Raw genomic sequence first — 22,987 nt, 5'->3', positions numbered from 1 at the left:
GGCCCAACAAGGAGAGCAGGGAACCCAGATGGCGGAGCTCACGATCCGGCCGGAGGAGATCCGGGACGCGCTGGAGAACTTTGTCCAGGCGTACAAGCCGGACGCGGCCTCGCGCGAGGAGGTCGGTACGGTCACCGTGGCCGGCGACGGCATTGCCAAGGTGGAGGGCCTGCCCTCCGCCATGGCGAACGAGCTGCTGAAGTTCGAGGACGGCACCCTGGGTCTCGCCCTCAACCTCGAGGAGCGCGAGATCGGTGCGGTCGTCCTCGGCGAGTTCAGCGGTATCGAGGAGGGCCAGCCGGTGCAGCGCACCGGTGAGGTTCTGTCCGTCGGTGTCGGCGAGGGCTACCTCGGTCGCGTTGTCGACCCGCTCGGCAACCCGATCGACGGCCTCGGCGAGATCGAGACCAGCGGCCGACGCGCCCTTGAGCTGCAGGCTCCGGGCGTCATGGCCCGTAAGTCGGTGCACGAGCCGATGGAGACCGGCTACAAGGCCGTCGACGCGATGACCCCGATCGGCCGTGGCCAGCGTCAGCTGATCATCGGTGACCGTCAGACCGGCAAGACCGCCCTGGCTGTCGACACGATCATCAACCAGCGTGACAACTGGCGCACCGGCGACCCGTCGAAGCAGGTCCGCTGCGTCTACGTCGCCATCGGTCAGAAGGGCTCCACCATCGCCTCCGTGCGTGGTGCCCTGGAAGAGGCCGGCGCGCTGGAGTACACGACCATCGTCGCCGCTCCGGCGTCCGACCCGGCCGGCTTCAAGTACCTGGCGCCGTACACCGGTTCGGCCATCGGTCAGCAGTGGATGTACGAGGGCAAGCACGTCCTCATCATCTTCGACGACCTCTCGAAGCAGGCCGACGCCTACCGCGCCGTGTCCCTGCTGCTCCGCCGCCCGCCGGGGCGCGAGGCCTACCCGGGTGACGTCTTCTACCTGCACTCGCGTCTGCTCGAGCGCTGCGCGAAGCTCTCGGACGAGCTGGGCGCCGGTTCGATGACGGGTCTGCCGATCGTCGAGACGAAGGCGAACGACGTGTCGGCGTTCATTCCGACCAACGTCATCTCCATCACCGACGGCCAGTGCTTCCTGGAGTCGGACCTGTTCAACGCCGGTCAGCGCCCCGCGCTGAACGTCGGTATCTCGGTCTCCCGTGTGGGTGGTTCCGCGCAGCACAAGGCGATGCGTCAGGTCTCCGGCCGTCTGCGTCTGGACCTGGCCCAGTACCGCGAGCTGGAGGCGTTCGCCGCCTTCGGTTCCGACCTGGACGCCGCGTCCAAGTCCCAGCTGGAGCGCGGTCAGCGTCTGGTCGAGCTGCTGAAGCAGGCTCAGTACCAGCCGATGGCCACCGAGGACCAGGTCATCTCCATCTGGGCCGGCACCAACGGCAAGATGGACGAGGTGCCCGTCGCCGACATCCGTCGCTTCGAGCGCGAGCTGCTCGACTACCTGCACCGCAAGGAGCAGGGCCTGATGACCTCCATCAAGGAGGGCGCCAAGATGTCGAACGACACGATCCAGGCCATCGACGACGCGGTCGCGGAGTTCAAGAAGCAGTTCGAGACCTCGGACGGGAAGCTTCTCGGCGAGGACGCTCCGGCCGCCGCCGGCAAGTGACGACGGAAGGGACCTGACTCATGGGAGCCCAGCTCCGGGTCTACAAGCGTCGCATCCGATCCGTCACCGCGACCAAGAAGATCACCAAGGCGATGGAGATGATCGCCGCCTCGCGTGTCGTCAAGGCACAGCGCAAGGTGGCGGCCTCCACGCCGTACGCGACCGAGCTCACGCGCGCGGTCACGGCGGTGGGGACCGGGTCGACCACCAAGCACCCGCTGACGACCGAGGCCGAGACGGCGACCCGTGCCGCGGTGCTGCTCCTCACGAGCGACCGCGGCCTGGCCGGCGCCTTCAACTCCAACGCGATCAAGGCCGCCGAGAAGCTGACGGCGCGCCTCGAGGCCGAGGGCAAGGAGGTCGACACGTACATCGTCGGCCGCCGCGGTCTGGCCCACTACAACTTCCGCGAGCGCAAGGTCGCGGAGTCGTGGTCGGGCTTCACCGACGAGCCCACGTACGCGGACGCCAAGAAGGTCGCGGGTCCGCTCATCGAGGCCATCGAGAAGGAGACGGCGGAGGGCGGCGTGGATGAACTCCACATCGTCTACACCGAGTTCGTCTCGATGATGACGCAGACGGCGGTCGACGGCCGCCTGCTGCCGCTCAGCCTCGAAGAGGTCGCGGAGGAGACGGCGTCCAAGGGCGACGAGATCCTTCCGCTGTACGACTTCGAGCCGTCGGCGGAGGACGTCCTCGACGCCCTGCTGCCGCGCTACGTCGAAAGCCGTATCTACAACGCGCTGCTCCAGTCGGCTGCCTCCAAGCACGCCGCCACGCGCCGCGCGATGAAGTCGGCGACCGACAACGCGGGTGAGCTGATCAACACGCTCTCCCGACTTGCCAACGCGGCCCGCCAGGCCGAAATCACCCAGGAAATCAGCGAGATCGTCGGTGGCGCCAGCGCCCTGGCCGACGCGACCGCGGGGAGTGACAAGTAATGACGACCACAGTTGAGACCGCGACGGCCACGGGCCGCGTCGCCCGGGTCATCGGCCCGGTCGTCGACGTGGAGTTCCCCGTCGACGCGATGCCGGACATCTACAACGCCCTCCACGTCGAGGTGAACGACCCGGCGCAGGACGGTCAGAAGAAGACCCTGACGCTCGAGGTCGCCCAGCACCTCGGTGACGGCCTGGTCCGCGCCATCTCCATGCAGCCCACCGACGGTCTGGTCCGCCAGGCCTCGGTGACCGACACCGGTGCCTCCATCACCGTCCCCGTCGGTGACTTCACCAAGGGCAAGGTGTTCAACACCCTCGGCGAGGTCCTGAACGTCGACGAGCAGTACGACGGCGAGCGCTGGGGCATCCACCGCAAGGCGCCGAACTTCGACGAGCTCGAGTCGAAGACCGAGATGTTCGAGACCGGCGTCAAGGTCATCGACCTTCTCACCCCGTACGTCAAGGGTGGAAAGATCGGCCTGTTCGGCGGTGCCGGCGTCGGCAAGACGGTGCTCATCCAGGAGATGATCTACCGCGTCGCCAACAACCACGACGGTGTCTCCGTGTTCGCCGGTGTCGGCGAGCGCACGCGTGAGGGCAACGACCTCATCGAGGAGATGGCCGAGTCCGGCGTCATCGACAAGACCGCGTTGGTCTTCGGTCAGATGGACGAGCCGCCGGGCACCCGTCTGCGCGTGGCCCTCGCGGGTCTGACCATGGCGGAGTACTTCCGCGATGTGCAGAAGCAGGACGTGCTGTTCTTCATCGACAACATCTTCCGCTTCACGCAGGCCGGTTCCGAGGTCTCGACCCTGCTGGGCCGGATGCCCTCGGCCGTGGGTTACCAGCCGAACCTGGCCGACGAGATGGGTCTCCTCCAGGAGCGCATCACGTCGACCCGTGGTCACTCGATCACGTCCATGCAGGCCATCTACGTGCCCGCGGACGACCTGACCGACCCGGCCCCGGCGACGACCTTCGCCCACCTCGACGCGACGACGGTGCTTTCCCGTCCGATCTCCGAGAAGGGCATCTACCCGGCCGTGGACCCGCTGGACTCCACGTCCCGCATCCTGGACCCGCGGTACATCGCGGCGGACCACTACAACACCGCCATGCGCGTCAAGACGGTGCTGCAGAAGTACAAGGACCTCCAGGACATCATCGCGATCCTCGGTATCGACGAGCTCGGCGAGGAGGACAAGCTCACTGTCCACCGCGCCCGTCGCGTGGAGCGCTTCCTGTCGCAGAACACCCACGTCGCCAAGCAGTTCACCGGCGTCGACGGGTCGGACGTGCCGCTGGACGAGTCGATCGTGGCCTTCAACGCGATCATCGACGGCGACTACGACCACTTCCCGGAGCAGGCGTTCTTCCTGTGCGGTGGCATTGAGGACCTCAAGGCCAACGCCAAGGAGCTCGGCGTCTCCTGAAGTCCTGACATCACGTCTGCGACTTCATGACGGGGGGCGGGTGCCCCGCCCCCCGTCGTACGCCCACTAGACTTTGACCCAACACCCGGCAGCGAGTGCCGCCGGGTGGTGACCCGAGGAGCCCACCTTGGCTGCTGAGCTGCACGTCGAGCTCGTCGCCGCGGACCGCAGTGTCTGGTCCGGCGAGGCCACCCTGGTCGTCGCGCGCACCGCGTCCGGCGACATCGGCGTCATGCCCGGTCACCAGCCGCTGCTCGGTGTGCTGGAGTCGGGCCCGGTGACGATCCGTACGAGTGATGGTGGAACGGTCGTGGCGGCTGTCCACGGCGGTTTCATCTCGTTCGCGGACAACAAGCTGTCGCTGCTGGCCGAGATCGCCGAGCTGTCGGACGAGATCGATGTCCAGCGCGCGGAGCGGGAGCTCGAGCGCGCGAAGGCGGAGGGCGATGCCTCTGCCGAGCGTCGCGCGGACGTCCGACTGCGTGCGGTGGCGGCCCGCTGATCCCAGCGAGCCCGAAGACGCGACTCAGCCGCGGCCCGGTCCGGAGATAACCTCTCCGGACGGGGTCGCGGCTGAGGCGATCTACAACTGTTTTTGCTGTTCCGTTATCTGGCGTTTGGATCTGTCGAGAAGCGAGGAGGTCGGTGCAGATGGTCCTCGTTCTCGTGCTGTGCGTAGTCGCGGTCGTCGTACTCGTACTGCTGGGGCTCTTTGTCTTCGGACTGCGGCGGCGGCTGATCCAGCGCTCGGGGGGCACGTTCGACTGTTCCCTGCGGTGGGACGCGCCGGGCCCCGACGCCGAGGACACCTCCGGCAAGGGCTGGGGGTACGGCATCGCCCGCTACAACGGTGACCGGATCGAGTGGTTCCGGGTCTTCTCGTACGCGCCGCGCCCGAAGCGCATTCTCGAGCGTGCGGCCATCGAGGTGACGGGGCGCCGTGCCCCGGACGGCGAGGAGGAACTGGCGCTGCTGTCCGACGCCATCGTCCTCGCGTGTACGCATCGCGGATCGCGCCTCGAACTGGCGATGAGCGAGGACGCGCTGACCGGCTTCCTGGCCTGGCTGGAGGCGGCGCCGCCCGGCCAGCGGGTGAACGTGGCGTAGCCGGCCTGCGGGGCCGGGCATGAAAGAAGCCGAGCAGGTGGGGGGCGTTCCCACCGGCCCGGCTTCAGTCTTCGGGGGCTACTTCAGCCCGGAGTTGATCGCGCTGACCAGCTCGCCGTTGCTCGTGTCCCCTGAGAACTCCCAGAAGAACGCGCCGCCCAGACCCTGCGACTTGGCCCAGCTCATCTTCGAGGTGATGGTCGCCGGGGTGTCGTACGACCACCAGTCCGAGCCGCAGAACGCGTAGGCCGTGCCGGCCACCGTCCCGTTCGCCGGGCACTTCGTCTTCAGGACCTTGTAGTCCTCGATGCCCTGCTCGTACGTGCCGGCCGCCGGACCCGTCGCCGTACCGCCGGGTTCCTTCTGCGTGACGCCCGTCCAGCCGCGCCCGTAGAAGCCGATGCCGAGCAGCAGCTTGGCGGCGGGTACGCCCTGGGCCTTCAGCTTGGCGATGGCGTCGGCGGAGTTGAAGCCCGCCTGCGGGATGCCGCTGTACGAGGTGAGCGGGGAGTGCGGGGCCGTCGGACCCTGGGCCGCCCACGCGCCGAAGAAGTCGTAGGTCATGACGTTGTACCAGTCGAGGGACTGGGCCGCGCCCGCGTAGTCGGTCTTCTCGATCTTGCCGCCCGCCGAGCCGTCGGCGGTGATGGCGGCGGTGACCAGGTTGTTCGAGCCGAACTTGGCGCGCAGCGCCGAGGTGAGCCCCTTCAGCGCGGCGGGCCCGGACGTGTCGCAGGTCAGGCCGCAGGCGTTCGGGTACTCCCAGTCGATGTCGATGCCGTCGAAGACATCGGCCCAGCGCGGGTCCTCGACCAGCTTGTAGCAGGAGTCGGCGAAGGCGGCCGGGTTCTGCGCGGCCTGGCCGAAGCCGCCGGACCAGGTCCAGCCGCCGAAGGACCAGAGGATCTTCAGGTTCGGGTGCTTGGCCTTGAGCTGGCGGAGCTGGTTGAAGGCGCCGCGCAGCGGCTGGTCCCAGGTGTCGGCCTGGCCGGAGACGGAGTTGGCCGCGGTGTAGGCCATGTCCGTGTCGGCGTAGGAGTCACCCATCGTGCACTGGCCGTTCTGCACGTTGCCGAAGGCGTAGTTGATGTGTGTGACCTTCGCGGCCGAGCCGGAGGTCTCCAGGTTCTTCGGGTAGTACTGGCGGCCGTAGACGCCCCAGTCGGTGAAGTAGCCGAGGTTGACCTTGCCGCCGGTGCCGGGGTTGCCCGGGTCGGTGCCGCCGCCAGTGGTGTGGACCTTCACCGCGCCGGAGGCCGGGCCCGTCTGGTCGGCGGTGTCGCGGGCCTGGACCGTGTACGAGTAGTCGGTGCCCGCGGTGAGGCCGGTGTCGGAGTACGAGGTGCCGGTCACCGTCGCGACCTTGGCGCCGTCGCGCAGCACGTCGTAGTTCTTGACGCCCTTGTCGTCGGTGGCCGCGGACCAGGAGAGCTTGACCGAGGTGTCCGTGACGGCTGAGGCGGTCGGGGTGCCGGGCGCGGACGGGGCCGCGTCGCCGGGCACGTCGCCGCCGTCACAGGAGGCGCCGTTGATCTTGCAGCCGCTGGGGGCGCCGGTGCCGGAGCCGTTGAAGCCGAAGGATATCGAGGCGCCGGGGGCGAGCGTCCCGTTCCAGGAGAGGTTCTTGCCGGTCCAGTGGTTCGCGGAGTTGGTGACGGTGGCGTCCCAGGCCGAGGTCACCTTCGTACCGGAGGGGTAGTCCCATTCGACGGTCCATGAACTGACGCTCGTGGTACCGGAGTTCTTGATGGTCCACTTGCCTTCGAAGCCGGTGCCCCAGTCCTGGGTCTTGGCGTACGTGGCCGTGACCGCGGTGGCCTCGGCCGCGGCGTGGGACGGGGTGGCGAGGCCGACCAGGGCGGCGGCGGGCAGCAGCAGCGTGGTCAGTGCCGCGGTGGCTCGGTGGCGGAGTCTTCGTCGGGGTACGTCACTTGCGCGCATGGAGTGCTCCCTCGGGTGGTCCTGGGTTCGCTGACGGGGGACGGAACCCTGCGACGCCCGTGAGCACCGGAGTGGGGGGTGTGCTCACCGCAGTGCGGTGAGAATAGAAAGGTCTGGACCAGCGGTCAAGGTCTAAACCAATCACGGCTTTCGGTCAGCCTCGTGAGAGGGGCGCCGGGCGCTATAGATCCAACTCCTGGGCGAGCACGGCCGCTTGTACCCGGCTGCGCAGTTCCAGCTTGCCGAGCAGGCGGCTGACGTGCGTCTTCACGGTGGCCTCCGCCATACCGAGACGCACCGCGACCTCGGCGTTGGACAGCCCCCCGCCGAGGCAGCCGAGCACCTCTCGTTCGCGCCGCGTCAGCGTCGCCAACTCCGGGGGCGCTGCGCGCGGTTGTGCCCGCTGGGCGGTGACCGCGAACTCGGTGATGAGGCGGCGCGTCACGGCCGGTGCGATCAGGCCCTCGCCGCGCGCGACCGTCCGCACACCCTCGATCAGGTCCTTCGCGTCGGTGTTCTTCAGGAGGAACCCGGAGGCCCCGGCCCGCAGCGCCCCGAAGACGTATTCGTCGAGGTCGAACGTGGTCAGGACGAGGACGTCCGCCAGGCCCTCGCCGACCACCGCGCGGGTGGCCGAGACGCCGTCGAGACGCGGCATCTGTACGTCCATGAGGACCAGATCGGGGCGGAGTTCGCGGGCCAGGGCCACCGCCCGCTCGCCGTCCTCGGCCTCCCCGACGACCTCGATGTCGGGCGCGCTGTTCAGGATGAGGACGAGCCCGGCCCGTACGGCGGACTGGTCCTCGGCGACGAGCACACGGATCACGCCGGCTCTCCTTCGGGTGAGGGGGTTTCGAGGGGCAGGGCGGCCCGGACCCGCCAGACCTTGCCGCCCCCGTCGCTTTCCGGTCCGGCTTCGAACGTGCCGCCGAGCAGCGCCGTGCGCTCGCGCATCCCGACGAGCCCGGCGCCCGAGCCGGGCGCGCGCGGCCCGTCCCGGTCCCCGTAGGGACTGGTCACGCACACCTCGATCCGCTCGCCCGCGCGCTCGACGGTGACGGTGACGCGCCCCGCCGAGGCGTGCTTGAGCGCGTTCGTGAGGGACTCCTGGACGATGCGATAGGCGGCCAGCTCGACGGGCGCGGGCAGCCCTCCGGCCGGGCCGGACAGGGTGGGCCCGGTCAGAGCGAGGCCGACGTCCAGGCCGTTCGTGCGCGCCTGCTCCACGAGTGCGGCCAGGCCGTCCAGGGTGGGCGCCGCGGCCGGTTCGGCGTCGCCGCTGGAGTCCCGCAGGATGCCGATCAGGCGGCGCATCTCGGCGAGCCCGTCGACACTGTTCTCGCGGATCGTCTCCAGGGCGGTGCGCGTGGTGGCCGGCTCGTCGATGGAGAGCGCGGCCGTGGAGTGGATGGCGATCGCCGACAGATGGTTCGCCACCATGTCGTGCAGCTCGCGGGCCATCCGCGCGCGCTCGGCCGTCACCGCCTGCGCCCGGTCCATCTCGGCGAGCAGCGCGGTCTGTTCGGCGCGCAGCCGCTCCTCGGCGGCCCGGTCCCGGTGGTTGCGGACGAGGACGCCCGTCGCCGCGGGCCCGAACGAGACGAGCCCGGTCGCCACGCCCACCAGGATCGCCTCCGGCTGCCGCCACCAGGCCAGGAAGCCGAGCGTGGCGGCGACCGTGACAAGGCCGGTGGTCACCGGCAGGCGCCGGGCCGCGGCCGGCGTCCCGTACAGCACGCCCGCGTACATCAGATCCGTGAACATCAGCACCGTCGCCAGGCTGCCCTGGGTGAACTGGTCGGCGACCAGCACGAGCGTGCCCACCACCACCGCGAACTGCGGCCGGGTGCGGCGCAGCAGCTCCAGGGCCGACATCACGACGAGCGGGACCAGCAGCCAGGCGCCGTCCAGCAGGCGCCCGGTGTTCATGCCGAGCCCGATGCCCCAGAGGGCGAAACCGCCGAGCAGACCCACGACGGCGATCCGGACGTCGTCGCGGTGCGGGCGGGGCAGCGGCAGGTGCATGGCTCCATCCAACACGTACGGCGCGGGCCGGGCATGGTGCCGCGGGACGAAGCCCGGCGTGCGGCCGCTACATCGAAGGATGCAGTCGTACTTCGTCACTGGCGACGACGATCACGGGCGGTCCCGCGGCGAGTCTGGAAGGAGGACGAGAGGAGTTCACCGTGATCGTCACGCTGATCATCATCTGTGAGGTCGGCTTCTGGGTGCTGCTGGCCGCGGGCCTCGCCCTGCGCTACTGGGCGAAGATGCCGCGCACGAGTGTCGCGGTGCTGCTGTGCGAGCCGCTCCTGGAGGTGCTCCTGTTCGTCGTCACGGCCATCGACCTGAAGAACGGCGCCGAGCCCGACTGGAAGCACGGCCTGGCCGCCGTCTACATCGGCTACTCCGTCGCGCTCGGCCACTACACGGTCAAGTGGGTCGACGTGCGCGTCGCGCACCGCTTCGCGGGCGGCCCGCCACCGTCGACACCCAAGTACGGGACGCCGCGCGCGGTCCACGAGTGGAAGGTCGCCGCGCGCTGGATCGCCGCCGCGCTGATCGCCATGGGCCTGCTCCAGGGCGCGATCTGGTACGTCGGCGGAAGCGGGAACACCGGGTCTCTCGAGCAGTGGCAGCAGCGCATGCTGTTCCTGATCGCGATCAACGTGATCATCGCTGTGAGCTACACGGTGTTCCCGAAGAAGAAGCCGGTCGGCGCTGCCTAACGCTCCCCGCCCGGCACCCACAGCACGTCCCCGACCTCCTTGTTCGCCGTGCGCGCCAGGATGAACAGGAGGTCGGAGAGCCGGTTGAGGTAGGTCGCCGTCAGCGCGTTCATCGTCTCGCCGTGCACTTCGAGCGCCGCCCACGTGGAGCGCTCGGCGCGGCGCACCACCGTGCACGCCTGGTGCAGCAGCGCCGCCCCGGCCGTGCCGGCGGGCAGGATGAAGGAGCGCAGCTTCTCCAGCTCCGCGTTGTAGCGGTCGCAGTCCGCCTCCAGCTTGTCGATGTAGAACTGCTCGACGCGCAGCGGCGGGTACTCGGGGTTCTCCACGACGGGCGTCGACAGGTCGGCGCCGACGTCGAAGAGATCGTTCTGTACGCGCGTGAGCACCTTGACGACTTCCTCGTCGAGGCCGCCGAGCGCGATGGCGGTGCCGATGACGGCGTTGGCCTCGTTGGCGTCCGCGTACGCCGAGATCCGCAGATCCGTCTTGGCGGTACGGCTCATGTCGCCGAGGGCCGTGGTGCCCTTGTCTCCGGTACGGGTGTAGATGCGCGTCAGATTGACCATGCCGCCAGCGTAGTTACGACCCGGCCGCGCGGAAGACACGTGTGCCCACCGTCACGGCGAGCGCGGCGAAGGCGATCGCGGCCAGGGACCCGTACAGCATGTGCGCCGTCGCGTACTGGCCGACGTACGCGTCCCGCATCGCGTCCACCAGGTAGCGCACCGGCATCACGTGCGAGAGCGCGTCCAGCCAGCCGGGCGCGAGCGCCATCGGCAGCATCAGGCCGGAGAGGAGCATCGACGGCATGGTGACCGCGTTGACGACGGGCCCGAACTCCTGCGGCGTACCGACCTTGAAGGCGAGCGCGTACGACAGGGAGGCCAGCGAGACCGTCAGGAGCGCGACGAACGCGAAGCCGATGAGGACACCGGCCGGCGGCGCCCGCAACCCCATCACCAGCGCGGCGAGCACCAGCAGGACCGCCTGGAAGAGGAAGAGCGCGGTGTCCCGCAGTACCCGGCCGAGCAGCAGCGCGAGCCGGCTGACCGGGGTGACGCGCATCCGCTCCACGACGCCGTGGTTCTTCTCCAGGATGATCCCGAAACCGCAGAACGCGGCTCCGAACAGGCCGAGTTGGAGCAGCAGCCCGGGGACCAGGACCTGCCAGGAGCTGCCCGTCGGGCTCAGCGGCAGATCGGTCAGGAGCGGCCCGAAGAAGAGCAGGTACAGCAGCGGCATCAGGATGCCGAACAGCATCTGGAACCGGGAGGAGAGCGTCTGGCGGGCGTACCGCCCGAAGATCAGGAGGGTGTCCGGGACGAGGTCCTTCATCGTGCTCACACCGCCACCGGGGTCGTGTCCACGGGCGCGGGTCCGCGCCCGGTGATCGCCAGGAACGTGTCCTGGAGCGACGCGTCGATCGAGCCGCCGTACGCCAGCTTCAGCGCGCTGGGCGTGCCCTCGGCCGCCACGACGCCCTTGTCCACCACGACGATCCGGTCCGCGAGCGCGTCGGCCTCGTCCAGATAGTGCGTGGTCAGGAACACCGTCGTGCCGTACTCGGCGCGCAGCCCGCGCACCAGGTCCCACAGGTCGGCGCGGCTGCCCGGGTCGAGCCCGGTCGTCGGCTCGTCGAGGAAGAGCACCTGCGGGCGGTGCGTGAGCCCCATCGCGATGTCGAGGCGCCGCCGCTGCCCGCCGGAGAGTGCGCCGGTCTTGCGGTCCATCAGGTCCGCGAGACCGAGACGGGACGCCAACTCCCGTGCTCTGGCGATTGCCTGAGGCTTCGTCAGGCGGTACAGGCGGCCCTGCGTGACCAGCTCCTCGCGTACGGAGACGGACGGGTCGACGCCGCCGGACTGGGCCACGTACCCCACCGCGCGCCGTACCCCCGCCGGGTCGGCCGCCAGGTCGTGGCCCGCGATGGTGGCCGCGCCGCCGGTCGGCGGCAGCAGGGTCGTGAGCATGCGCAGGGTGGTGGTCTTGCCCGCGCCGTTCGGGCCGAGGAAGCCGAGGACCTCGCCGGGTTCGACGCGCAGGTCGATGCCGCGGACGGCTGCCACCGGGCCCTGTTTCGTGTGGAAGGTCCGGGCGAGGCCGGACGCGCTGATGACTGGCATGCGGTCAGAAAAACAGAGTCACTGCAATTTTGCAACGTACCCAAAATTTCAGAGAGGCCAGCGATTGACTAGAATCGCCTCATGGCAGAGGGGCTCAGGGAGCGGAAGAAGCGCCAGACCAGGCAGTACATCTCGGATGTCGCGACCGGGCTCTTCCTGGAACGGGGCTTCGACGAGGTGACGGTCGCGGAGATCGCGGACGCGGCGAACGTCTCCGTGAACACCGTCTACAACTACTTCCCGGCCAAGGAGGACCTGTTCCTCGACCGCTCCAGGGGCGTCGTCGACCGGATGTCCCGCTGGGTGCGCGGCCGCTCGCCGGGCGAGTCCGCGGCCGCCGCCGTCCTGCGGGAGCTGCGCGAGGAGATCGAGGCGGTCTCGCCGCGCGTCGGCCTGATGGACGGCTACAGCGACTTCATGCGCGTCGTGCACGCCGCTCCCGCCCTGCGCTCGCGCCTCTGGGCCATCCAGCAGGAGGTCCACGACAACCTGACCGAGGCGTTGCGCCAGGAGACCGGCGCCGCCGCCGACGACCCGCTGCCCGATCTGATCGCGGGTCAGATCGGCTGGGCGCACCAGACCGTCATGGCGGCCATCGGGCGGCGCATGCTCGCGGGCAGTGCACCGGCCGCGGTCTCCCGCGAAATGCTCGGCGTCCTCGACGACATCGAGGAACTCCTGAGCGAAAAGGTGCTCAACTACGCCGTGCGCGACGCCTGATGCATGCCGACGGGTCCGTACCGGTGTGATGTCCGTCATTCGAGACGTGACGCGCATCTCTAAGCGGTCACACGGCCCCTCACGGGCGCTAGGGTCCGCAAAAGAGCAACGTACAAAAGAGCAACGTGAACAGTGGTCGAGCGGTATGCGGGTACGCGGTTAGGGGATTCGCACGTGGCAGGGAAGCTCGCCGTCATCGGCGCCGGTCTCATGGGATCGGGCATCGCCCAGGTCTCCGCCCAGGCGGGCTGGGACGTCGTCCTGCGCGACGTCACCGACGAGGCCCTCGCCCGCGGCACCGATGGCATCAAGGCGTCGTACGACAAGTTCGTGAGCAAGGGCAGACTGACCGCGGAGGAAGCCGAGGCCGCGCTCGCCCGCGTCACCACGACCACTGATCTGGACGCGGTCGCCGACGCCGACATCGTCGTCGAGGCCGTGTTCGAGAAGCTCGAGGTCAAGCACGAGATCTTCCGGGCGCTCGACAAGATCGTGCGCGCCGACACCGTGCTCGCCTCGAACACCTCCGCGATCCCGATCACCAAGATCGCGGCAGTGACCGAACGCCCCGAACGGGTCGTCGGGGCGCACTTCTTCTCGCCGGTGCCGATGATGCAGCTCTGCGAACTGGTGCGCGGCTACAAGACGAGCGACGAAACCCTCGCCACCACCCGGGAGTTCGCCGAATCCGTCGGCAAGACCTGCATCGTCGTCAACCGCGACGTGGCCGGATTCGTGACCACCCGCCTCATCTCCGCCCTCGTCGTCGAGGCCGCCAAGCTGTACGAGTCGGGCGTCGCCAGCGCCGAGGACATCGACATCGCCTGCAAGCTCGGCTTCGGCCACGCCATGGGACCGCTGGCCACCGCCGACCTCACGGGCGTCGACATCCTGCTGCACGCGACCGGCAACATCTACACCGAGTCCCAGGACGAGAAGTTCGCGCCGCCGGAACTGATGCGCCGGATGGTTGACGCCGGTGACATCGGACGCAAGAGCGGGCAGGGCTTCTACAAGCACGCGTGACGCACGTCTGACGCGATGTCACCCGTCGGGGTGAATTCGGTATCGGTTCGCTTACAGACGGCAACTTATGGCGACTCCAGCCAGTCAGTTGCAGTGACATACCCAGATCACCTGGATCATCCGGATCACCTGACCAACTGAGTACCCGAGTACTTCTGCCTTTCACGGGGAGCGCATATGCACATCAGGGGCGACCACGCCGAGCTGGTCGTCGGGGGCCGCCTCGACGTCCGCAGCGCGGCGGACGCCCGTACGGTCCTGCACACCGCCGTCGACGACGGACTCGGCGACCTGGTGCTCGACCTGTCCGAACTGGACTCGTGGGACGCGACCGGACTCGGCGTCATCATGGGCGCCCACCGCCGCGCCGGCCGCTGCGGACGCCGGCTCGTGCTGCGCGGGGTGCCGCCCCAGATGCAGCGCCTGCTGGTCGCGACCCGGCTGCACCGCATCCTCGCCATCGAAGGCGGCATCGGCGTCGAGTCGCTGCCGCGGGTCTGACACCCCGGCGGAACCGGTCCTCAGGGATGAATGGTTCGTTCCTGTGAGAAGCGCTCACAATCCTCACGAGACTGTGACGTCTCGGGCGGGGCGGGACCCCGAGTGTTCGTAGATACTGTGCGAAGGTCTAGGGTTCGGTCGCCCGCGGAATGACGAACCCGCCGCGCGGGACCGGACCAGAAGCGACAGCGCAGTGTGCACAGGCCGGGAGGGGCAAGGGGCACACCACGCTTTTGGGGGGCTTTGACCATGGACCCGATGAACCGGGGACCCGAAGAATTCGGCCAGGACCGGCGCGACGACACGACCGGCAGCGGCGGCCGTCAGCGCCCGCCGCGCGACCAGTACACACCCGACTTCGGCCAGCCGTCGCCCACGCTCGCACGCACCGTGCAGCTCGTCTCCGGCGACTACCTGCTGACCGTCAACCCGGTCGACGGCAGCGAGATCGAACCCTGCCCGCCCGGGGAGCGCCCCGGCCGGCCCGGCAAGTACGACGCCACGGAGCGCGCCGAACTCGCACGCGCCGCCCGGCCGCCGCTGCCGCCCGGGCCCGCGCTGCCCCGACTGCCGCTCCTGGAGCGCCAGGAAGAGCGCGAGCGGCTCGTCAGGCTCCTCGCCCGCGGCCGTTCCGTACGGCTCACCGGGCCGTCCGGCGCCGGGCGCACCGCGCTGCTCGACCAGATCGCCGAGGACTGTCTCGACATCGCGCCCGACGGCGTCATCCGCCTGTCCGGCCACCGGCGCACGGCGAACGACGTCCTGCACGAGCTGTTCGGCGCGGTCTACAACGCGCCGCTGCACCGCCCCGACCGCGCCCTGCTGCTCGAACTCGTCCACGAGATCGGCGCCGTCGTCGTCCTCGACGACCTCGAATTCGGCGGCGCCGCCCTCGACGAACTCCTCGAGGCGACGCCCGAGTGCGCGTTCCTGCTGTCCGCGACGCCCGACGTCGCCGCGCCGTCCGCCGACTCCCACGTGGAAGAGGTCTTCCTCGGCGGGCTCGGCCGCGGCGGCAGCCTGGAACTCCTGGAGCGCGCCGTCGGCCGCGTCCTCACCGACGACGAGGCGCAGTGGGCGGGCGACCTCTGGTTCGAGTCCGAGGGACTGCCCCTGCGGTTCGCGCAGGCCGGCTCGCTGCTGCGTCAGCGTGACCTGCTCCGCGCCGACCCGGGTGCCTTCGACGCGTTCGGCTTCTACGACGGGCCCGGGGCCGCACCCGTAGACGCGTCCTTCGACGCGGAGGACGGCCACGACGTACCGCTGCCCTCGCTCGCCGACGGAGCCGCGCCCGCCGCGCTGCTCGCGTCCCGGCTCAGCGAGTCGGCCCGCGCCACCCTGCGGTTCGCCGTCGCGCTGGGCGGCGAGATCCCGCACCAGGCGCACCTGCCCGCGCTCGTCGGGGACACGCACGCCGACGCGGCGCTCGCCGAACTCGTCTCCTGCTCGCTCGTCACCGCGGTCGGCGCCCGCTACCGCCTCGCGTCCGGGGTGCAGGTGCAGCTGGAGGCCGCGGGCTACGGCGACGACACCGTCGAGTACGCCCGCACCGCCGCCCGGCACTACGCCTGGTGGGCCGGGCACCCGTCCGTCGGACCCGAGCGGGTCGCCGCCGAGTCCGACGCGGTGCTGGCCGCGCTCGCCGTCCTCGTACCGGCGACGACACCGCCCACCGAGGACGAGACCAGCCCCTCGGTGGAGCTGGCCCGCGCGGCGGCGCCCGCGTTCGCCGCGGGGCTCGCCTGGAGCGCCTGGGAGCGCGCGCTGCGCTCCGGTCAGGAAGCGGCACGGCTCGCCGGCGAGGTCCCCGAAGAGGCCTATTTCCACCACGAGTTGGGGATACTGGCGCTGCTCGGCGGGCATCTCGACCGGGCCCGCGCCGAGCTGGAGGCCTCCATCGGCCTGCGCGGCGCCCTCGCCGACAAGCGGGGTTCGATCGCCGGCCGCCGGGCCCTCGCGCTCGTCGCGGACCGCTCGGGCGGCGCGCTGCCCGGCGGGCGTACGGCCGCGGGTGAGGAAGTCCCGGACGCGATGTACGAGGAGTCGGCGTCGCCGCCCCGTGGCGTGCCGGCCGCGTACCCGCTGCCCGAACCGCCGCGCGTACCGCAGACGGTGGTGAGCCGGCAGGCCCCCGCGGCCGCCTCGCCGGCCGGCACCGGCAAGGCACCCACGCGGAAGTCGATCGTCGGCGGCACCCGGCGCAATCTGGTCGCGGCCGGTGCGGGTGCGCTGCTCGCGGCCGTACTCGGCACGGTCGTGACGCTCGGCGCCACGTCCAACAACGACGAGCCGCCGTCCGACCGGGTGGGCACCAACCCCTCGGCGACAGCGGGGGAGAGCGGCGGCGACCTGGGAGCCGACACGGCCGACCAGGAGGACGGCGACAGCGGCGCCGGTTCCACGTCGGGGCCGACCGACCCCGGAAAGGACGGGATTCCGGGCACCGCGGACGATCCGGCGCCGTCGACGTCGGCCGGCCGGCCGTCGGACGAGCCGAGCGGGTCCAAGAAGCCGGACGACCCGACGAAGTCGCCCAGCAAGTCGCCCTCGAAGCCGCCGAGCACCAAGCCGCCCACCACGAAGCCGCCGACGACGAAGCCTCCGACGTCCTCCGAGCCGCCGCCGTCCTCCGAGCCGCCGACCTCCGAGCCCCCGACGACGCCGCCGGAGTCCTCCCCGGACACGTCCGACTCGGCGAGCAGCCCGGTCGGCAGCGCACCGGTGAGCAGCAGCGCGGCGGTCTCCCCGAGCGGGAGCGGGGCGAGTGACGGCAGCACCGTGATGTGACGCGGTGACGCGACGACGCGGACATGCCGAAGGGGCTGGAGAGATCCAGCCCCTTCGGCATGCCGGCCCGTCAGAACAGGCGGAGCTTGTCGTCCTCGATGCCGCGCATCGCGTTGTAGTCGAGGATCGCGCAGCCGATGCCGCGGTCCGTCGCCAGCACCCGCGCCTGCGGCTTGATCTCCTGGGCGGCGAAGACACCGCGGACCGGCGCGAGGTGCGGGTCGCGGTTCAACAGTTCGAGATAGCGCGTCAGTTGCTCGACGCCGTCGATCTCACCGCGGCGCTTGATCTCCACGGCCACGGTCTGTCCGTCGGCGTCGCGGCAGAGGATGTCGACCGGGCCGATCGCCGTCATGTACTCGCGGCGGATCAGGGTGTACCCCTCGCCGAGCGTCTCGATACGGTCGGCGAGCAGCTCCTGAAGGTGCGCTTCCACGCCATCCTTGATCAGGCCCGGGTCGACGCCCAGCTCGTGCGAGGAGTCGTGCAGGATCTCCTCCATCGTGATGATGAGTTTCTCGCCCGCCTTGTTGATGACGGTCCAGGTGCCTGCCTCGTCTCCGGTCCCCTCCTTCAAGGTGCACGGGGGCGACATCCAGTTGAGGGGCTTGTAAGCCCGGTCGTCCGCATGGATGGACACGCTGCCGTCCGCCTTCACGAGGATCAGGCGGGGGGCGAGAGGGAGATGGGCGGTGAGCCTGCCCGCGTAATCCACGGAGCAGCGGGCGATGACAAGACGCATGGTCGGCAACGCTACTCGACACTCGACGGTCCACGCGATTCGCCCACCCGCCACCCGCCTCCGCCCTGCCCGGGCACCTTCGCGGCGCCCCTTTTGTTTCGGAACCCACCCGTTCGTTAATGGCCGGTTGTGTGCGAACCATGCGCTGCACGCCCTGTTGCCGCCCCGATGCGTTGCATACCGTAGAAGCAGGAGGTCGCGGCGCGTGCACGCTGCGTGTTCGGAGGGTCGTACGCCCGTGGGCTCCTGGCCTGTCCGTCAGCCCCCGTTCCCTGGGGGTGCGAGAGGAGAACCCATGTCGCTCGACGTCTCACCGGCACTGTTGGAACAGGCCGAGCGAGGCGAGGTCGACGAAGCGGAATTCGTCGACTGCGTCCGGACCTCCCTGCCCTATGCGTGGGAGATGGTCAGCTCCCTGGTGGCCCAGCTGAAGGTCGACGGCGGAGAGTTCGCCGACAACCAGACGCCGCCGCCGGACGAGCAGGCACGCGGTCAGCTGCTGCGTGCGCTCGCGAGTGACGCGATACGTGGCGCACTGCAGCGGCACTTCGGTGTACGGCTGGCGTTCCAGAACTGCCACCGGGTCGCGGTGTTCCCGCAGGACCCGTCGGTGGACGAGACGCTGGCCCGCTTCACCTCGGTCCGCAACCAGCTGCTCAACCAGTCACCGGAATATCGTGACTGCTGACGGCTGAACCGGAATGTCTGTCGTCCTGTACGCGGGAGGTGCATCAGTACGGGACGACAGACATCAGGGCCCGTCAGGGACCTTCAGGCCGCGCCGAGTCGGGGAAGTACCTCGGCACCGAGCCGCCGCACGTTCTCCTCTGTCGTCGCCAGGTCGCCCGAGCCCTCGACGAGGAGCGCGAAGCGCGTGATGCCGGTCCGCTCGGAGGTGGCGGCGAGCCGGTCCGCGCACACCTGCGGGGTGCCGACCGGGTGGATCCCGCACAGCAGCTCCGTGTACGCGACAGGGTCCCGCTTCGCCCGCGCGCGTCCGTCCACCGTCACGTGGGCGTCCAGGCCCTGTTTCAGCCACCCCGGCATCGCCTTCAGGAGTGCTTCGCGGGCCTCCGCGCGGTGGTCACCGACCTGGGCGACGCCGGCGGAGACGTGCGACGCCGCCGCCGTCTCCGAGGCCGGGTGGCCGGCTTCGCGCGCGTGACGCCGCCACAGGGCGACCATCTCGGCCTTTTCCTCGTCGCCGACGTGCATGCCGAGAAGCATCGGCAGGCCCCGCTCGGCGGCGAGCCGCACGCTCTTCGGCGACGTACAGGCGACGACGACCTCGGGGCCCGCCGGGTCCGTCGCGCCGATCGCCTCCGCGGGCCGCGGCACGACCGGCACCTCGCGGAACGCGAACCGGTCCCCCTCGCTCGCCACGCGGGCGTCGCGCAGCCAGCGCAGCAGCAGGTCGAGAGAGCCGGGAAAGCCCTGCTCGTACGCCTCGACGCCAGCGCCGAAGACCTCCAGGTCCACCCACGGCCCGCCACGTCCCACTCCCAGCGAGAAGCGCCCGCCGGAGGTGAGGTGCAGCAGGGCCGCCTGCTCGCCGAGGGCCACCGGGTGCGCCGTCGGCAGAACGCTCACCGCCGTGCCGACCCGCAGGGTGCGGGTGCGGCCGAGCAGCAGCGCGGCCAGCGTGATCGCCGACGGGCACGTCCCGTACGGCACGAAGTGATGCTCGGCGAGCCACACCGAGTCCAGGCCCGCCTCCTCGGCGACCTCGGCCGACCGCACCGCGCGGTGCAGTGCCTCCCCTTGCCCCTGCCCAGGGAACTGGGCGGCCAGTACAAATGTTCCTACGCGCATCGCACTCCTGCCTTCCTTGGTGCCGACGCGGGCACTCCCCCTGAAGGCATTAACGGATGACAAGTGCCAAGGGCACGGCCCTGCATGAAGATTGGCAGATTTTCCGGAAAACCTTGACACGGTGCGTGCGGCGGTGAGCGGCATGTACTCCGGCCCCCTCGGCGTACGCTGGACGGGAACCCCTACCCCGTACACACACCGTGAGGTGAGCCGTGTCCCCGCGTCGCAACCGCCCGAAGGTCGGCGGATCGTCCGCAGAGAGCAGCGAGGACGAGGGGCGGCGCTACGGCGGGTTCCAGTCCACCGAGAGCTGGCAGGGCGAGGAGTGGTGTGTGCGCCACGTGGCCGGCGCGAGCGCGGCGGGGAAGACGTACCGCTGCCCGGGCTGCGACCAGGAGATCCCGTCCGGGGTCGCGCACGTCGTGGCGTGGCCGGAGTACGGGGGAGTGGACGACCGGCGGCACTGGCACAAGGCGTGCTGGAACGCGAAGGGCCGCCGCACCACGAAGGTGCAGCGGTCCCGTGGCGCACCGCGGTACTGAGCCCGCGGCGCGATGCGCCCGACAAGTGGCGCGCCCTACAAGTGACGTGCCTTACAAGAGCGAAGTGCCTTACACGTCGCGGCTGTTGAGGGACAGGAAAGCGCCGCCGAGCGTCACCGCCGTGACCACGCCCATGATCCACAGCGGGTCCAGTCCCGACGGGCCGGAGCCGCCGGCCACCGAATTGTCGTAGAGCACGGAGAGCTGGCTGGGGACCGAGTACTCGAAGAGGGCCTGCTGCAGGTCCTTGAGCGAGTCCGAGAACATGAACATCGCGAGGACCAGCGGCAGCAGCACGACGCCGATCATGATCGTGATGGCGCCCGCCGAGTGCCGCACCAGCGTGCCCATGGCGAGCCCGATCAGCCCGATCATCCCGAGGAACAGGCCGACGCCGACGGTCGCCTTGAACCACAGCGTGCCGCTGGGCGAGCCGACGCCCACGATGCCCACCTGCAGCGCCGCCACGAGCGCCGCGAGCACGGTGGTCAGCACGAAGACCAGCGCGAAGAAGACGATGGCCTTGGCGGCGAGCACCCGGCTGCGGCTGGAGCAGGCCGTCATCGTCGTACGGATCATGCCGGTGCCGTACTCCGACGCGACGGTCAGGACGCCGAGCGTGATCACACAGATCGTGCCGAGCAGCACGCCGAAGAAGCCGAAGCTGATCACCTCGTCGGGGCGGGGCTGCTCACCGGCGGTCGAGGCGACGACCGCCGCCGAGGCCAGACCGATGCCGACCATCAGCAGGATCATCACGCCGAGCGTCCACATCGTGGAGCGTACGGAGCGGATCTTCGTCCACTCCGAGGCGATCGCGTCGCCCAGGTGCGCCCTGCGCATCGGGATCGGCGAGGTGTAGTACGAGGCCGGGGCCGCCTGCCGGCCGGGCGTCGCCGGGGGCTGCTGCGGGGCGGCGTAGGGCGTGGGCGGCGTGCTCATCGGGCGTCCTTGTCCATGGTCGGGGCGGCGGCGGGCGGCGCCTGCGGGGGCGCGGCCGCGTACGGGTTCTGGCCCGGGGCCGGCTGCGGCTGCGCCTGGGGCGGCGGCGGGGCGTACCAGCCGGGCTGCCCCTGTCCGGCGACCGGCAGCTGCTGCGGCGGCAGCGTGCCCGGCGGCAGCGGCGGCTGGAAGCCCGCCAGCTGGTCGGTGGTCGAGCGGTAGTCGACGGCGCCCTGCGTCATCCGCATGTACGCCTCCTCCAGCGAGGCCTGGTGCGGCGACAGCTCCCACAGGCGGACGTCCGCGCCGTGCGCCAGGTCGCTGATGCGCGGCAGCGGCAGGCCCGTGACGCGCAGCCCGCCGTCCTGCTCGGGCAGTACCTGGCCACCGGCCTCGGTCAGCGCGGCGGTCAGCTTCTCGCGCTGCTGCGGTTCGGCGTCCGGGGTGCGGACCCGGGCGAAGTCCGCCGAGTTGTGCGAGATGAAGTCCTTGACGCTCATGTCGGAGAGCAGCTGCCCGCGCCCGATGACGATCAGGTGCTCCGCGGTCAGCGCCATCTCGCTCATGAGGTGCGAGGAGACGAAGACGGTGCGGCCCTCGGCGGCCAGCGTCTTCATCAGGTTCCTGACCCAGAGGATGCCCTCCGGGTCCAGGCCGTTGACCGGTTCGTCGAAGAGCAGCACCTGCGGGTCGCCGAGAAGCGCGGCCGCGATGCCGAGGCGCTGGCCCATGCCGAGCGAGAAGCCGTTCGAGCGTCTCTTGGCGACGTCCTGGAGGCCGACGACGCCGAGCACCTCGTCGACCCGGCGGGCCGGGATGCCGGCCAGCTGTGCCAGGCACAGCAGGTGGCTGCGGGCGGCCCGGCCGCCGTGCATCGCCTTCGCGTCGAGCAGGGCGCCGACCTGGCGCGGGGCGTTCGGAAGCTGTGCGTACGCGTGGCCGCCGATGGTCACGTGACCGGAGGTCGGCCGGTCGAGGCCGAGGATCATGCGCATCGTCGTCGACTTGCCCGAACCGTTGGGTCCGAGGAAGCCGGTGACGGTCCCCGGCCGCACCTGGAAGGAAAGGTTGTACACGGCCGTCTTGGCGCCGTAGCGCTTCGTCAGGCCGACTGCCTCGATCATTCTCCGCACCCATCGGAAGGTTATGAAAGGTTCTGAAAGGTTCAGGACGTCGGGGCACACGCCCCCGTAAGGGTTAGGAGGATAACCGGGCGCTGACGGTTCCGGCCAAGAGTGAGTAAAGGGTTCAGAGGGGCCCGGTGGCCCGGAGCAGCCGCGTGCCCTGCTCCCGCAGGGTGGCGGAGGCGGCCGCCTGACGCACCCAGTCCTTCGGGGTCGGCCCCAGCAGCGCGCGCAGCGCGGGGGAGTCGGCCATCAGGGCGGTCAGCAGCTCCGCCTGGTGGCCGCCGCCGGGCCGCGGGGCGCCGGTGGCCGGATCGCGCAGGACGCCGTACTCGCTCACGTAGAGCTGGATGCCGGGGAGCGGGGCGTCGGCGAGGGCCGTCCTGCGGTAGCTCGGCAGCTCGGTCGCGTCGATCGCCCGCAGCTGGGCCTCGTCGAGCCAGGAGACGACCAGTGTGCGCTCGGTACCGGGGGAGAGGAACGGGGCGGCCGCCACGTACCCGTTGCGGCCGATGTGGGCGGAGCAGCCGACGTCGATGCCGCGGATCCGCAGCGGGACCATCGGGACGGCCACCGGGAGGTTCAGCACGCCGAGCTTGTACGCGACCTGCGCCGGGGAGGCGTTGGAGCCGACGGCCAGGACAGGGGTGCGGCCGGAGGTGCCCGCCTGTCCCGCGGCGGCGAGCACGTCGTCGAGGCGGCCGTGGCCCGGGACGGTCCAGTGGGCCGGGTCCGGGTCCGCCGCGTCCAGGGCGAGCAGTTCCTCGCCGAGCAGGAGGGAGGGGGCGGGCACCGGCCGGCCCGGGTAGGTGAGCGGGGCGAGGGCCGGGACGGTGTCGTAGCCGAGGGAGACGAGGGTGCGGCTGGGGTCACTGAGCGCCATGGGGGGC

23 protein-coding genes are annotated in these 22,987 nt (G+C 70.5%); 12 read left to right on the top strand and 11 right to left on the bottom strand.

Translation table 11 applies throughout. The annotated features are described in order from the left end of the window. Positions 1-28: 28 nt before the first annotated feature. From atpA to AB0J02_RS24700, 5 genes are all read left to right on the top strand, one after another. Complete coding sequence (atpA, locus tag AB0J02_RS24720) at positions 29-1,621, top strand: F0F1 ATP synthase subunit alpha (protein WP_363195930.1); 1,593 nt, start codon at positions 29-31, stop codon at positions 1,619-1,621. 20 nt (positions 1,622-1,641) lie between these two features. Beyond that, the gene (locus tag AB0J02_RS24715; protein WP_363195929.1) at positions 1,642-2,562 is read left to right on the top strand and encodes a F0F1 ATP synthase subunit gamma; all 921 of its coding nucleotides are present in this window, start codon (positions 1,642-1,644) and stop codon (positions 2,560-2,562) included. Beyond that, entirely contained in the window at positions 2,562-3,998 is a 1,437-nt protein-coding gene (gene atpD / locus AB0J02_RS24710) for a F0F1 ATP synthase subunit beta (protein WP_363195928.1), read from the top strand. Before AB0J02_RS24715 ends, atpD begins: the two co-directional genes overlap by 1 nt. A gap of 127 nt (positions 3,999-4,125) precedes the next feature. After that, positions 4,126-4,500, top strand: a complete 375-nt coding sequence (locus tag AB0J02_RS24705) for a F0F1 ATP synthase subunit epsilon (protein WP_028804231.1) — start codon at positions 4,126-4,128, stop codon at positions 4,498-4,500. A gap of 149 nt (positions 4,501-4,649) precedes the next feature. After that, the gene (locus AB0J02_RS24700) at positions 4,650-5,105 is read left to right on the top strand and encodes a DUF2550 domain-containing protein (protein ID WP_356492661.1); all 456 of its coding nucleotides are present in this window, start codon (positions 4,650-4,652) and stop codon (positions 5,103-5,105) included. Between the two features lie 78 nt (positions 5,106-5,183). On the opposite strand, the gene AB0J02_RS24695 is transcribed toward AB0J02_RS24700, so the two are convergent. From AB0J02_RS24695 to AB0J02_RS24685, 3 genes are all read right to left on the bottom strand, one after another. Next, positions 5,184-7,046: a glycoside hydrolase family 18 chitinase gene (locus tag AB0J02_RS24695; protein ID WP_363195927.1), complete on the bottom strand. Its 1,863-nt coding sequence runs from the start codon at positions 7,044-7,046 to the stop codon at positions 5,184-5,186. 181 nt (positions 7,047-7,227) lie between these two features. Further along, positions 7,228-7,872: a response regulator transcription factor gene (locus tag AB0J02_RS24690; RefSeq protein ID WP_363195926.1), complete on the bottom strand. Its 645-nt coding sequence runs from the start codon at positions 7,870-7,872 to the stop codon at positions 7,228-7,230. After that, positions 7,869-9,071 carry a histidine kinase gene (locus AB0J02_RS24685; RefSeq protein ID WP_363195925.1) on the bottom strand — a complete coding sequence of 401 codons (1,203 nt, stop codon included), beginning with the start codon at positions 9,069-9,071 and terminating at the stop codon, positions 7,869-7,871. Before AB0J02_RS24685 ends, AB0J02_RS24690 begins: the two co-directional genes overlap by 4 nt. A gap of 161 nt (positions 9,072-9,232) precedes the next feature. On the opposite strand from AB0J02_RS24685, the gene AB0J02_RS24680 reads away from it, so the two are divergent. Next, positions 9,233-9,775 carry a hypothetical protein gene (locus tag AB0J02_RS24680; protein WP_363195924.1) on the top strand — a complete coding sequence of 181 codons (543 nt, stop codon included), beginning with the start codon at positions 9,233-9,235 and terminating at the stop codon, positions 9,773-9,775. Here AB0J02_RS24680 and AB0J02_RS24675 read toward each other — a convergent pair. From AB0J02_RS24675 to AB0J02_RS24665, 3 genes are read right to left on the bottom strand one after another with little or no spacing between them, the layout of a single operon-like run. Next, the gene (locus AB0J02_RS24675) at positions 9,772-10,344 is read right to left on the bottom strand and encodes a cob(I)yrinic acid a,c-diamide adenosyltransferase (protein ID WP_363195923.1); all 573 of its coding nucleotides are present in this window, start codon (positions 10,342-10,344) and stop codon (positions 9,772-9,774) included. The two genes, AB0J02_RS24680 and AB0J02_RS24675, sit on opposite strands and share 4 nt — an antisense overlap. A gap of 13 nt (positions 10,345-10,357) precedes the next feature. After that, entirely contained in the window at positions 10,358-11,113 is a 756-nt protein-coding gene (locus AB0J02_RS24670) for an ABC transporter permease (protein ID WP_363196058.1), read from the bottom strand. Between the two features lie 5 nt (positions 11,114-11,118). Then, positions 11,119-11,901: an ATP-binding cassette domain-containing protein gene (locus AB0J02_RS24665; RefSeq protein ID WP_363195922.1), complete on the bottom strand. Its 783-nt coding sequence runs from the start codon at positions 11,899-11,901 to the stop codon at positions 11,119-11,121. A gap of 81 nt (positions 11,902-11,982) precedes the next feature. Here AB0J02_RS24665 and AB0J02_RS24660 point away from each other — a divergent pair, with 81 nt between their 5' ends. From AB0J02_RS24660 to AB0J02_RS24645, 4 genes are all read left to right on the top strand, one after another. Then, on the top strand, positions 11,983-12,621 hold the full coding sequence (locus tag AB0J02_RS24660; protein ID WP_363195921.1) for a TetR/AcrR family transcriptional regulator: 639 nt from the start codon (positions 11,983-11,985) through the stop codon (positions 12,619-12,621). Between the two features lie 174 nt (positions 12,622-12,795). Next, on the top strand, positions 12,796-13,647 hold the full coding sequence (locus AB0J02_RS24655; protein WP_363195920.1) for a 3-hydroxyacyl-CoA dehydrogenase family protein: 852 nt from the start codon (positions 12,796-12,798) through the stop codon (positions 13,645-13,647). 177 nt (positions 13,648-13,824) lie between these two features. Then, positions 13,825-14,148 carry an STAS domain-containing protein gene (locus tag AB0J02_RS24650; RefSeq protein WP_363195919.1) on the top strand — a complete coding sequence of 108 codons (324 nt, stop codon included), beginning with the start codon at positions 13,825-13,827 and terminating at the stop codon, positions 14,146-14,148. Between the two features lie 249 nt (positions 14,149-14,397). Next, positions 14,398-16,935 carry an ATP-binding protein gene (locus AB0J02_RS24645; protein ID WP_363195918.1) on the top strand — a complete coding sequence of 846 codons (2,538 nt, stop codon included), beginning with the start codon at positions 14,398-14,400 and terminating at the stop codon, positions 16,933-16,935. A gap of 70 nt (positions 16,936-17,005) precedes the next feature. On the opposite strand, the gene nucS is transcribed toward AB0J02_RS24645, so the two are convergent. Further along, positions 17,006-17,677: an endonuclease NucS gene (gene nucS, locus AB0J02_RS24640; RefSeq protein WP_363195917.1), complete on the bottom strand. Its 672-nt coding sequence runs from the start codon at positions 17,675-17,677 to the stop codon at positions 17,006-17,008. Between the two features lie 295 nt (positions 17,678-17,972). Between nucS and AB0J02_RS24635 the strand changes: the two genes are divergently transcribed. Continuing rightward, positions 17,973-18,365 (top strand): SCO5389 family protein, encoded by a 393-nt coding sequence (locus AB0J02_RS24635; RefSeq protein WP_363195916.1) that lies wholly within the window; start codon positions 17,973-17,975, stop codon positions 18,363-18,365. An 83-nt stretch (positions 18,366-18,448) separates the two neighbouring features. On the opposite strand, the gene AB0J02_RS24630 is transcribed toward AB0J02_RS24635, so the two are convergent. Further along, complete coding sequence (locus AB0J02_RS24630) at positions 18,449-19,489, bottom strand: LLM class flavin-dependent oxidoreductase (protein ID WP_363195915.1); 1,041 nt, start codon at positions 19,487-19,489, stop codon at positions 18,449-18,451. 212 nt (positions 19,490-19,701) lie between these two features. Between AB0J02_RS24630 and AB0J02_RS24625 the strand changes: the two genes are divergently transcribed. Beyond that, positions 19,702-20,031: an ATP/GTP-binding protein gene (locus AB0J02_RS24625; protein WP_363195914.1), complete on the top strand. Its 330-nt coding sequence runs from the start codon at positions 19,702-19,704 to the stop codon at positions 20,029-20,031. Positions 20,032-20,100: 69 nt separating this feature from the next. Here the strand turns inward: AB0J02_RS24625 and AB0J02_RS24620 are convergent, their stop codons facing one another. The 3 genes from AB0J02_RS24620 to AB0J02_RS24610 form a co-directional block, all read right to left on the bottom strand. Then, positions 20,101-20,973 (bottom strand): ABC transporter permease, encoded by an 873-nt coding sequence (locus tag AB0J02_RS24620; protein WP_363195913.1) that lies wholly within the window; start codon positions 20,971-20,973, stop codon positions 20,101-20,103. Then, a complete protein-coding gene (locus tag AB0J02_RS24615; protein ID WP_363195912.1) occupies positions 20,970-22,097 on the bottom strand; it encodes an ATP-binding cassette domain-containing protein in 1,128 nt (375 codons plus the stop codon). The genes AB0J02_RS24620 and AB0J02_RS24615 overlap by 4 nt, the downstream gene beginning before the upstream one ends. A gap of 124 nt (positions 22,098-22,221) precedes the next feature. Next, positions 22,222-22,980, bottom strand: coding sequence for a hypothetical protein (locus tag AB0J02_RS24610; protein WP_363195911.1), 759 nt, complete (start codon positions 22,978-22,980; stop codon positions 22,222-22,224). Positions 22,981-22,987 lie beyond the last annotated feature (7 nt).

The sequence above is a fragment of the Streptomyces sp. NPDC050264 genome (assembly GCF_040655895.1).
In the GTDB taxonomy this organism is placed as follows: domain Bacteria; phylum Actinomycetota; class Actinomycetes; order Streptomycetales; family Streptomycetaceae; genus Streptomyces.
Note: the sequence above shows the minus strand (reverse complement) of the source record. Positions and strands in the feature narration are given on the sequence as shown.